The 11,571-nt window shown below is 68.4% G+C and carries 11 protein-coding genes; 2 read left to right on the forward strand and 9 right to left on the reverse strand.

Annotated features, from left to right (window positions below; all coding sequences use genetic code 11):
* From GX414_12365 to GX414_12395, 7 genes are all read right to left on the reverse strand, one after another.
* On the reverse strand, nt 1-1,207 hold a 1,207-nt coding region (locus tag GX414_12365), incomplete at its 3' end, for a hypothetical protein (GenBank protein NLI47890.1).
* 14 nt (nt 1,208-1,221) lie between these two features.
* Nucleotides 1,222-1,746: a sigma-70 family RNA polymerase sigma factor gene (locus tag GX414_12370; GenBank protein ID NLI47891.1), complete on the reverse strand. Its 525-nt coding sequence runs from the start codon at nt 1,744-1,746 to the stop codon at nt 1,222-1,224.
* Nucleotides 1,747-2,040: 294 nt separating this feature from the next.
* The gene (locus GX414_12375) at nt 2,041-2,766 is read right to left on the reverse strand and encodes a class I SAM-dependent methyltransferase (protein NLI47892.1); all 726 of its coding nucleotides are present in this window, start codon (nt 2,764-2,766) and stop codon (nt 2,041-2,043) included.
* A gap of 8 nt (nt 2,767-2,774) precedes the next feature.
* Nucleotides 2,775-4,121 (reverse strand): radical SAM protein, encoded by a 1,347-nt coding sequence (locus tag GX414_12380; protein ID NLI47893.1) that lies wholly within the window; start codon nt 4,119-4,121, stop codon nt 2,775-2,777.
* Nucleotides 4,118-5,782: a DUF2207 domain-containing protein gene (locus GX414_12385; GenBank protein ID NLI47894.1), complete on the reverse strand. Its 1,665-nt coding sequence runs from the start codon at nt 5,780-5,782 to the stop codon at nt 4,118-4,120. The genes GX414_12380 and GX414_12385 overlap by 4 nt, the downstream gene beginning before the upstream one ends.
* Nucleotides 5,776-6,153 carry a hypothetical protein gene (locus GX414_12390; protein ID NLI47895.1) on the reverse strand — a complete coding sequence of 126 codons (378 nt, stop codon included), beginning with the start codon at nt 6,151-6,153 and terminating at the stop codon, nt 5,776-5,778. Before GX414_12390 ends, GX414_12385 begins: the two co-directional genes overlap by 7 nt.
* A gap of 154 nt (nt 6,154-6,307) precedes the next feature.
* Nucleotides 6,308-6,811 (reverse strand): ACT domain-containing protein, encoded by a 504-nt coding sequence (locus GX414_12395; GenBank protein ID NLI47896.1) that lies wholly within the window; start codon nt 6,809-6,811, stop codon nt 6,308-6,310.
* Nucleotides 6,812-7,047: 236 nt separating this feature from the next.
* On the opposite strand from GX414_12395, the gene GX414_12400 reads away from it, so the two are divergent.
* Complete coding sequence (locus GX414_12400; protein ID NLI47897.1) at nt 7,048-7,953, forward strand: NTP transferase domain-containing protein; 906 nt, start codon at nt 7,048-7,050, stop codon at nt 7,951-7,953.
* Nucleotides 7,944-9,056, forward strand: a complete 1,113-nt coding sequence (locus GX414_12405) for an aminoglycoside phosphotransferase family protein (GenBank protein ID NLI47898.1) — start codon at nt 7,944-7,946, stop codon at nt 9,054-9,056. The genes GX414_12400 and GX414_12405 overlap by 10 nt, the downstream gene beginning before the upstream one ends.
* Nucleotides 9,057-9,117: 61 nt before the next feature.
* On the opposite strand, the gene GX414_12410 is transcribed toward GX414_12405, so the two are convergent.
* A complete protein-coding gene (locus tag GX414_12410) occupies nt 9,118-10,917 on the reverse strand; it encodes a Na+:solute symporter (protein NLI47899.1) in 1,800 nt (599 codons plus the stop codon).
* 32 nt (nt 10,918-10,949) lie between these two features.
* The coding region (locus GX414_12415) for a hypothetical protein (protein NLI47900.1) at nt 10,950-11,571 on the reverse strand (622 nt) is incomplete at its 5' end.

Raw genomic sequence — 11,571 nt, forward strand, 5'->3', positions numbered from 1 at the left:
CGAGGGCGCGGAAGCGCTGGAGCACGCCGACGACCTCGTTGAGCTCCGCGTCGGACAACTCCCGGGACAGCGCGGCGGCCAGTTCCGGGTTGCTCCGGATGCTCTGGAAGAAAGTGTCGCCGGCGTCGGCCAGCTCCTCGCTGACGTTGGGCAGGGCGGCGACGATCACGGTGTCCTCGGGCAGCAACGCCGCCAGGCGGGGATCGAAGCGCAGCGGGACGTTCGTCACCGACTGGAGCAGTTGCCGGCTCGTGTCAGCCACCTGCTGCAGCAGGGCTTGGTACTGGTCCGCCTCCAGGCTCCAGCCCACTTCCCGGGCCAGCGCCGCCGGGCGGATGCTGGCGTGGGTGGTGACTTGGTGGCCGGGGAACAGCTTGCTGGTCTGGCCGCCGTGGTCCACCCAGACCTCGCCCTCGAGGACGGAGACGCGGGACCCCTTGGCGCCGCTGGTGACACTGAACACCGTGCCCTTGACGGAAACCTGACAGTCGGTGGTGTTTACGAACAGGTGGTGGCCCGCTGTCTGGCGGGCGGCGCGCACGATGACGGAACCGTGCCGCAACCCGACCGCCGTGCCGTCAGGCCGGCCGTTGACGGCCAGTTCCGCGCGTTCGTTCATTTCCAGCCGGCTGCCGTCGGCCAGGCTCAGAATGGCGCGGGTGCCCCGGGCGGTGCGGATTGTCTGTCCGGCCGGGATCGTCACGCCCGCCGCAACGGGCTGGATCCGTCCGTCCCGGACGACGAACAGGCGCCCGTCCACCCGGTCCACCACCGCGGAGGCCTCCGCGCGGGCGGCGAACGGGTTCAAGTAGAGAACCAGCGGGATGGCCAGGGCCAGGAGCAGAACGGCTGCGGCCGCCAGTGCCCAGCGCGGCGAGAAGGCCACGGTCCGACGGACCACCGGTGTGGCGGAAGACGCGGTGGTCTGCCAGACCGCCTTGCGGCAGGCGACGCAGTTGCGGATGTGATCCTCAAACAGCGTCCGCCGCGCGGCTGGCAGGCTCCCGTCGCGATACGCGGGGATCAGGCTGCGGAAGCCGGCGCAGTCGCGGATGCAGGCATCGGCGACGGGTGCGGCCGGCGAGGCGGCGGCTTTTACCAGCTGTTGCCGGACCCGCGCGGCGGCGGCAGCGAATTCGGCCGCGTCCGGCAGGTCCGCCTGCATGGCGTCGATCATGTCGTCGAGTTTCGGTTTGTGAGTGTCCATGGTTGTTCTCCCTGTCAGATCTGCATGTGGGTCTGGAGACGGCGGCGGGCGCGCAGAAGGGTGACGGCGACGACGCCCCACGAGATGCCGAGCATCCGGCCGATCTCGCTGTTGGTGTATCCCTCCACATAGCGCAGGACGAAGATCTCCGCCGCCCGGGGGCTGAGCCGGGCGATGGCTGCCCGCAGGCGGTCACCCAGCTCGGTCCGGGCGCTCACTTCGTCTGGCTGCGGCTGGCCGGAGTCGCGCGAACCGGGCACCGCCTCCAGCGAGGCGCCGCGGCGGCGCTTGCGCAGGAGGTCCAGCGACAGGTTCACCGCGGCCCGGTGGAGGTACGGACCCGGGTTCGCGCCCGGGTCGGGGCCGACCTCCCGTTCGATGAGCCTGAGAAACAGGCTGTGCAGCACGTCCTCGGCGTCGCGCATGCTCCGGGTGATCCGGAAGGCGGTGCGGAGGATCATGGCATGGTGGTCCCGATACAGCCGGTCGATCTCGTCCGGCAGGGTCGGGGCGGGGAGGGTGGCCGGGGCTGCGTGCATGGTCGTCACTCCTTCATGTGTCTCCTGGGAGAAAAACGACTGGGCTGCAAAATTATTAACAAGGTGAGTGGAATTGTTCATTCGCGTGTCTGTCCCTCATCCTTGAAGTACGCATGGAACCGGAGGATTGTTCGGAATAATTGGGGTCCAACGGGGCGTGCCTGATGAACGCGCGATACGAAAGTACGCCGCGTTCGCCGAACGCGACCCGATGGATCTTCATGATTCACCGGATGTCGCTCTCCCTGCGCCCGCTCCGGGGCGCGACTGCCGGATATCTGCTGGCGGTGAGGTTTACGAACTGGCCGGCCGGTAGATGCCCCAACGCACGGTGAAGGCCAAGCGGGCGCCGGACGAGTCGGCACGCTCGAGCCAGCGGGATACGGACGGCTCGTTCATCGTCCGGCTCAACTGGCAGCGGAGGAACACCGGATCGGGCGGGCGCGGCTCGCCCGCCACGGCGCCAGACGAAACAACGGCGTAACCGGCCTCTCCGAAGAGGGCATCCAGCCGGCCGCCTGTTTCTGGGCGGAAGCCCTCGCCGTGCAGTGACGCCAACAGCGCCTCGACGAGACCCAGCCCGGGCGGCGACTCGACGGTGGCCGGGTAGTCGTATTCGGACAAAACGGCGTACAGTCCGTCCGGGTCCAGGCGCCGCCGGACCTGGCGCAGGAAAATGACGGGATCCGGAAGCTGATACAGAAAGAATGAGGAAACATACAGGCCGGCGGCGGGCAGCCGGCACCTCGACACGTCGGCCTGCTCGAACCGCGGTGGACCTTCGTGCCGGTCGGCTCCGGCGGTGACTCGGGCCGCGACCAGGGCGGCCGCGTCGCGGTCGATCCCCACGAGTTCGGCCCGGGTCAGGGGAGCGAGTTCCTGCAGCACCAGGCCCGTGCCGCAGCCGGGATCCACGATGCGCCGCGCTGCGCGCAGGGGAAGCCGGCCGTAGAGCCGGCGCCGGAGCGGCGCCAGCTCCTGAAACTGGCGGCGATAGATCTGGAACAGGGAACGGTCCACCTGTCGGCCTAACCGTTTGACATGGCGTCGGGACAGGCGACAGGCTTGTCCTTCAGTTCCAGCGGACACCCCCCGCCGCAGAGCGGCAATTCGGGGCAGTCCGTGCACTCGGGCGGCAGCCACTGCCGCTCGCGCAGGCGCACCATGACCGGATGGTTGTACACTGCCTCCCACGGATCGGTGAGTAGGTTGCCGGCGCGCTCGTAGTAGCTCTGGCAGGGGATCACCGCGCCGTCCGGCTCCACACAGAGGTTGTAGCGGCCGGCGGTGCAGTGCTTGGGCCCCAGCTCCAGTTCCAGCGGATTGAGGCGGCAGTACCGGGTGGGCGTGTACCAGATGAGCCGGAGGTCCAGGTGCTCGGCCAGTTCCCGCACCCGCACCAACGCCGCCTTCAGATCCTCGTCGGTCAGGGCGAATTCGCCGTCGGCGGCTTTGCCGGAGTAGATGATGGAGTTGACCGCCAGCGCCTTCAGCCCCAGCGAGTGGATGAAACGGACGGTGGCCTCCAGCGTCGGGGCGCTGTCGCGGGTGATGGTGGTGTTGGTGATGGTGTAGATGCCGAGTTCCAGACAGGTGCGGATGCCGGCGACGGTCTGCTCGAACGAGTCGGCCCCCACCATGCGGTTGTGCACCGCCGGATCGGCCGATTCCAAGGTCACCTGGACGTAGTCGAGGCCGGCCGCCAGCAGGCCGGCCAGATAGTCACGGTCGGCGAGCCGGACACCGTTGGTCAGCAGACCGGACACCATCCCCAGCGCCTGGGCGTGGGCGATGAGGTCCCGCAGGTCGTCGCGGAGCGTGGCCTCGCCGCCGGTGAAGACGACGTGGGGGACGCCGGCGTCCCAGGCCTTCTGCATGATGCGCCGCCAGTCGTCCGTCGCGAGTTCCGGGCACTCGCGGCGCTCGTTGTAGCAGTGCGCGCAGTCGATGTTGCAGCGGTAGGTGAGGGCCAGATCCAGGCGGTAGGGTGCGGAGACGGGGGTCTGGAACGGTTCGATCCGATCCAGCCCCAGGAAGGTGATGGGGCAGACCTCGCTGTCACCCAGCATGGCGTCCAGCGTCTCGCGGATCGCGGCCCAGTCGGCGGCGGCCTGCCGGCGGCTCACGCGGTAGTGCTTGCGGATGCGCTTCAGCAGCTCCGCTTCGCCGAGACCGCGCAGGTGCAGCCAGGCGTAGTCGCAGGCCGTGGGATTGAGGTGGAGCACCCGCGACGCGTCGATGAGCAGCAGGCCGGTGCCATCCTGCTCCACGCGGAGGTGGACGCGCTTGCCCGCCGGCACCGGTCCGCCGGCCAGATGATGGAGGCCCGCCGGGGCGATGGGTTGGCGCTTGGCAAAGAAACCCTTCAGGTTCATCGGCCACCTCCCGCGCAGGCGCAGGCGCAGCCGGCGCAGGCGCACGCGCATGCGCAGCTGTGTCCGCCGCTGGAACGCCCGGAGGATGACGACACCGGGATGGGATTCGTCACGCCGGTCACGCCGGACACCAGGCTGCCGAACGAGCTCACCGCCCGGTTGGAGAACCCCTCGATGGCCGACGCCGTCTGGTGGCAGATGTCGGTGAGGCTGAACCCGCCGCCGCCGACCGGTGCCACCGGCACGCCGGTGCCGGGCACCGGCGGAGCGCCGCCGGCCGGCGCCACCGGCGCCGGACCGCCTGCGGCCGTCGGCTCGTCGACGATCCAGCCGCCCGTCGGAAACCAGCTGGGTGCGGCGAACACCACGGGCGGCAGCTTGCGAACCTTGTCGTCGAAATCATCGTCCATGAGCATCCACTGGAGCTGCTCCTCGACGGTTTTCAGGCCGGCCGCGTCGGGGCCGGCCGTTCGCACCATCTCCCAGGCCTGCTGGGTGATGGACCGGTAGTACGCCCGCGTCTCCCGCAGCGAGAAGCCCTTCATCCGGTTGTTCAGGTCCTTGATCATCTGGACGAACATGCTCTTCAGCTCCTTCTCGCCGAGCGATCCGTCCGCTTTGATCGAATCGAGGAAGGCGTTCTCGTATTCCCACAGCTTGCCCGAATCAAGCGCGGTCTTCTCGATGACAGGTTTGCCCCCCGGACCGGCTTTGAGCTTCACGGCGCCCTTGCGCAGCAGCCCGTACAGAATGAGCACCGTCACCCGATCCAGCTTCTCCTCGTTGAGCAGCGCGGCCATGGGTGCGGTGAGACCGCGCTTGATCCCGACGCCTTCCACGCCGATCTTGGGCGGCAGGTACTTGCGCCGGCGGTAGAAGCCGCGCACGATACTGATCACCGCGGGCAGGATGGGGATCAGAAAAACCAGGAACACGAAGCAGCCGCTGTCGAAGAAATCGTCGCCGGAGCTGCTGTATGCCGCCACCGGGGCTTCGGGCGGTGTCAGCGGGCCTTCCACCAGGGTGCCCGGGAACGAAATACCCACCTTGTACTCGCCGTCCACCCGCCGCTGTTCCGTCCACTTGTAAATGATCCGGCCGGCGTCGGTGATGAACGATTCGGTGAACGCCCGCTCGTGGTGGCGCACCTTGTCCGGCTCGGCGCCCTCCGGGAATTGGACCTGCAGGGTGAAGGCGGTGGTGCCTTCCAGCAGGTTGCCGTCGAACCAGGTGGGGCTGAACTCCATCGAGCCGTCAGCCGGGACGTCGCTGTCCTGAAAGACCATGTAGAGATTTGTGCCGCTCACCTCGAGGGTGCCCGTCTGGCCGGGGCCGATGGCCTTGTCGCCCAGCGGGATTTCAACGCCGTTGGAGATGTAGCTGGATGGCTTGATGCCGCTGAGCGCCACGCCGCCGATCTGGGCCCGGACGGAATCCAACTGGTAGTCCTTGCTGGGAAAGCCGATGTCCACAATGTCGATGGGGTGGGCGCCCGGAGCGCAGCGGAACGTGATCTTGTAGTAGATGACCAGGCTGCGGTCCTTCTCCACCGACACGTTGCAGATGAATTCGGGCACTTCGAACCGGTAATCCTGGGCGGGCGCGGCGACTCCGCCGAGAGTCAGGAGCAGGAGGGCGGCGCCGAGCATGCGGGTCACCATTTGGGCTTCTCCTCCAGTTGGTAATCGCTGCCGCAGAACGGGCACTTGACGAACGGGGCGCCGGCCTTGACGGTGATGTGCTCCTGGGTGATGGCGCCGCCGCAGCGGGCGCAGGCGAGACTCTCCATTCGGACGTCGCCCGACAGTTCGATCTTCTGCTGGATCACCGTGCCGGCCGCGCCCGCCGGCGCGGTTTTCTGTCGCAGGATGAAGACGAACAGGAAAATGCCGATGCCGGCCATCAGGCCGCCGACGAGCGCGCGCCCTCCCGGGCTGGCGGCTTGCGGACTGAGTGCGGCGAGGATGAACATCAGCCCCAGCAGGAACAGGCCGACGCTGATGAGGAGAGCGACGATGCGACCGAATGTCATGGGTGCCTCCGCGACGGATTGTGGTGTGCGCGCAACTTGAAACGACTCGCGAAAATTTGTGCGCTCATTGTACCCCATTCCCCGGTATCAATCTAATCCGCTGAACGAGAGCGCAGACGGCCGGTGAGTGGCCGAAGCAGGACCGGCGGTCCGTTCATCGGCAGTGCGGCCAAGGGCGCGCCAGTCCGTCCTCGGCCACCAGCACGCCGTCGTCGGACACCTGAAAGTGGTGCTGCAGGGAGCCGATCACCAGATCCAGGTTGGCCCGTTCCACAAGGCAGGAGATGCTGGACACCGACGTGCTGATGGCCAGGATGTTCACGCCGGCGGCTGCGATCGCGGTGAATGCTTCGGCCGCGCAACCCGGGCGATCCCGGAAGTGGGGGCCGTGGATCGAGACCAGGACGACATCCCGCTGGTGGACCACTTCGGCGGCCGGCAGCCCTGCAGCGACATCCTGAATGGCGGCGAGCGTCAAGTCGAGATCCGTCTCGCCGACTCCGAGCATGATGTGGGAGTGGTTGGTCTGGTCGGTCAGCTCGACGACGAAGTGAGCGTTGACACCGCGCCGGCCGATGGCGCCGAGCAGCATGCCCGCAACCCCCGGCCGGTCGGGCAGGGACATGACGCCCACCTTGGCCAGGTCGAGAGTCAGCATGATGCTGCTCGCCTTGAATTGAGCGGCAGGATCTCGGGACGCGGGGGGCTGCATAGCCGCATTATAGGGCAAGTGGTCCGGCATGGGAAGTGGGGTCCGGTTGAACGTGTGGCAATCCGCGAACGCGGCCATCGCCGGGGCGGGTGCCGGTGGGGGTCCCGTCATTTTGCGGGCTGGTCAAACAGGCGATATCCTGATATTCTGATCCGCCGATCCTTTCGGTACCCGGAGTCGCCATGGACCTCACCCTGATCCTGTTGGCCGCCGGTGCAGGCAGCCGCTACGGCGGGTTCAAGCAGATCGACCGGTTGGGCCCGGCCGGCGAGACGCTCATCGACTATGCCCTGTATGATGCGATTGGAGCCGGCTTCCGCCGGGCCGTGTTCGTGGTGTCGGATCGGCTGGCGGACGAATGCCGGGCGATGTTCGCGCCGCGCTGGGGGCGGCGCCTGGAACTGGGCTTCGCCGTCCAGAGCGTGCGGCAGGTCCCGTCCGGGGCAACGGTCTCCGACAGCCGCACCAAACCGTGGGGCACCGCTCACGCGGTACTGGCCGCCCGGAGGCAGGTGGCCGCCCCGTTCGCCGTGGTCAACGCAGACGATTTCTACGGACGGGCCGCCTACCGCCTGGCGGCTGAATTCCTTCGGGGGAACGATCCTGCGGCGATGCGCGCCGCCGTGGTGGGCTACCGGCTGGCGGACACGCTGTCCGAGCACGGCGCGGTCTCTCGGGCCGTGTGCGAACTGGATGCCCGGGGCCGTGTCCGCGCGCTGACCGAGCGCCTCGAGATCCGGCGGGAGGGAGATGCCATCCGCTATCGCGACGAAACGGGTCGCTGGCATCCCGTTGCCGGCGACGCCTGGGTATCCATGAACATGCTGGCATTCACACCGGCCGTCTTCACGCCGCTGGACGAATATTTCACCGCCTTTGTCGCCGAATCGGGGCCAGATCCGGCAGCCGAGTTCCGCCTGCCCCAGGCGCTGAACCGGCTGCTGGCCGAGGGGCGGGGTGAGGTGGCGCTGCTGGCGGGGGCGGGCGGCTGGTTCGGCATGACCTACCAGGCCGACCGACCCGAAGCTGTGGAACGGCTGCGCCGCCTGACCGTCGCGGGCGAGTATCCGGAGCCGCTATGGTCGTGAAACCAGCTCCCGACCTGGCTGCGGTTTCCGCAGCCTATGCGCTGCCCGGTGCATTTATCGCCGGCGAACCTTATGGCACCGGGCACATCAACGACACGTATCGCATCACGGTGGCCGGGCCGGCAGGCCCGGTCCGGTTCATCCTGCGGCGCATCAACCGGCTGGTTTTCCCGAACCCGGAACTGGTGGTCGCCAATACCATCCAGGTGTGCCGGCACCTCGAAGCGGTCTACCGCCGGCGCGGGGAGGCCGACGGCGACCGGCGCCGCCAGGTGCCCGTACCCACCCGTGACGGCGCTTGGCGCTACGTGGACCCGGCCGGCGATTGGTGGTGCGCGTTTCGTTTTCAGGAGGGAACCGTCGGGCGCGACGAGATCGGCTCCGAACACGAGGCCTGGCAGGCCGCCCGGGCATTCGGGCGGTTCTTGCGCGACACGGCCGATCTGCCGTCTGAACGGATGGCCGAGACCATCCCGGGCTTCCACGACGGCCGCCGACGGCTGGCCGACCTGGAAGCCGCCGCGGCCGCCGACCCCTGCGGGCGAGCCCGACAAGCCGCCGCCGAGCTGGCGTTCGTACGGGCCCACCGCCCCATCGTGGCGGACGTCGTCCGGCTGCTCGCGTCGGGTGTCCTGCCGCGACGGGTCACTCACAACGATACGAAGTGCAACAACGTGCTCCTGGACGCCGCCACGGGGGAGGGGCTCTGCGTCATCGACCTGGACACGGTCATGCCCGGCTCGGCCCTGTTTGACTTCGGGGACATGGTCCGCTCGTTCGTCAGCGCCGCGCCCGAGGACGATCCGGACCCGGAGCGCGCGCGGCTGCGCCCCGGGATCTTCGCCGCCTTGGCCGCCGGCTGGCTGGAGCCCCTGGCGGGCGTGCTCAGCGTGGCCGAGCGGGAGCACCTGCTGCTGGGCGCGCGCCTCATTGTCTTGATCATCGGCACGCGGTTCCTGACCGACCATCTGCAGGGGGATGTCTATTTCAAGACACGCCGGCCCGGCCACAACCTGGACCGCTGCCGGAACCAGTTCCATCTGTTGGCGGATCTGGAGGCGCGCCAGGCTGACCTTGAGCGAATCCTCCGTGCGATCCCGTGACCGACGCATTCCATTGAAATGAATACCTCGCGGCTTGGCGGCCGCGAGTTCATTGAGCGCGCTACGTCATGGTGGACGGCCGGCGGCGCCACACGAGGGCCAGGAGAGTGGCGACCGAAACCGCCACGGCCGAGAGGATAACCGCCGGAACGGTCCGGCCGTAGATCCAGTTACCCGTAGCGAACAAGGCGCAGTAGATCGTGACGCAGCCGAGGAACATGCAGAGGATCCCGTGGGGAACGTCCCATCCCGGGCCGCCCGGCGCTGCCAGCGTCTCGCCGTTCCGCCGCGCTTCGTCCAGGACGCGGCGCCAGCCGGGACCGCCAGGGTGCACCTTGCGATAGAACGACCGCAGGACGGCTGGATCGGTAGCGGGGCCGAGCCACGCGGCCGCCAGCCAGGCCACGGTGGTGACGGCCACGCCGGCCACCAGCTGGACCGGCACGCCAACGGCCGGCAAGCCGGTGTGGGGATGGACCAGCTGGAAGTAGACGGCCACCAGGAAGGAGGTCACCATCGCCGTGATCTCGCTGGCGGCGTTGACCCGCCACCAGAACCAGCGCAAGATGAACAGCAGTCCGGTGCCGGCCCCGATCTGGAGCAGGATCTGGAACGCTTGCAGCGCATTTTCCAGAAGCAGGGTGACGATACTGGTCACCGCCATGAGGCCGACCGTCGCCAAACGGCCCACGAGCACCAGCCGGCGCTCGCCGGCGTCAGGACGGAAAAACCGGCGGTACAGGTCGTTGACCAGGTAGGACGAACCCCAGTTCAGGTGGGTGGCCACGGTGGACATGTATGCCGCCAGCAGTGAGGCGGTCACGAGTCCGAGTAATCCAGCGGGCATGAAACTGAGCATGGCCGGATAGGCGAAGTCGTGGCGGATCAGCCCCGGGTCGGCGTGGGGGAACGCCTGCTGCAGGGATGCCAGGTCGGGGAAGACCACCAAGGAGGCCAGTGCCACAAGGATCCACGGCCACGGCCGCAGCGCGTAGTGGGCGAAGTTGAAGAACAGGGTAGCCGCCACGGCGCCCCCCTCCGACCGCGCCGCCAGCATCCGCTGGGCGATGTAGCCGCCGCCGCCCGGCTCGGCGCCCGGGTACCAGACGCTCCACCACTGCACGGCCAGAGGGAGCACCAGGAGCAGGAGGAACGTCTGGCCGTCTCCGGGATCGGGGATCAGGTTCAGTTTCGCCGCCACCACCGGGTTGGCCATCAGCCCGGACAGGCCGCCCACGTCGGGCCGCCCGAGAATCACGACGGCGGCTGCGACGGCGCCCGCCATGGCCAGGATGAACTGGAAAAAGTCCGTCAGCAGGACGCCGCTGAAACCGCCGATGGCGCTGTAGATCACCGTCACGATGCTGGCGATGAGCAGCGTCCAACCGACTGGCCAATGCAGGATCACCGCCGCGATCTTGGTGAGCGCCATCGAGACGGTGGCCAGCACCAGGACGTTGAAGAACGCGCCCAGGTACACCGCCCGGAACCCCCGGAGGAAAGCCGCCGCCCGGCCGCTGTAGCGCAGTTCGTAGAACTCCAAGTCGGTGAGCACGCTGGAGCGCCGCCAGAGCCGCGCGTAGACAAACACCGTCAGCATGCCCGTCAGCAGGAACGCCCACCAGGCCCAGTTGCCGGCGACGCCGTTCTGGCGGACCATGTCGGTGACCAGGTTCGGCGTGTCGCTGGAGAACGTGGTGGCCACCATGGACACGCCGAGCAGCCACCACGGCATACTCCGGCCGGAGAGGAAGAATTCATCCGCACTGCGGCCCGAGCGGCGCGAGACCGCCAAGCCGATGACCAGCGACAGCAGGAAGTAGGCGACGATGATGCTCCAGTCCAGGGCGCTCAGGATCATACTGTACGTCTCCGGTGTCTGTTTGCGATGTCTCAGCGCGCGGGTGCCGCCGGCGCATGGGCCAGCCGGGCGGCCGGAAGCTCCTGGCGCGGGAGATCCGGGCCCTCCCAGAAGACCGCCAGGGATCTGTCCCCCAGCATCTGCAGGTAATCCAGGACCAGGCCGTGGCGCCCCGCCGCCAGGCGGATCCGGCCGGTCTGCTCCCGGGCTTCGTGGGCGGTGGTGTTCTCGACGACGAGCACCCCGTCGATGAATAGCCGGCTGCCGTCGTCGGAGCGCAGCGAGAAGGCGTACTCGCCGTCGGCGGGGACCTCGATGAATCCGGTGAAGCGCAGTCCGAAAAATTCGGGTCGCCGGGCGGGCGAGACGTCGATCGACGGGACGGTGGTCACCGCCGCCGGTCGGAGCGAGGTGTAGTCGGGAATGGCGTTCCAGTTGCCGGGATAGTAGGCCGCGCGCAGGCCGGGGGTGGCGTCACTGGCGCTCACGGCGGGGAGCGGCCCGATCCGGCAGGTAGCCCGCACCTCGGGGCTCGGCGTGAGTTCGGGCCGGAAGGCGGCGGCCCGCACGGTGGCCGTTCGTTCCACGCGGATGGGGCCGGTCGCGGACGGTGAGTCGGGGTTTGGCGCGGTGCCGTCCAGCGTGTAGCGAACC

The organism is Acidobacteriota bacterium, assembly GCA_012517875.1.
Lineage (GTDB): Bacteria > Acidobacteriota > JAAYUB01 > JAAYUB01 > JAAYUB01 > JAAYUB01.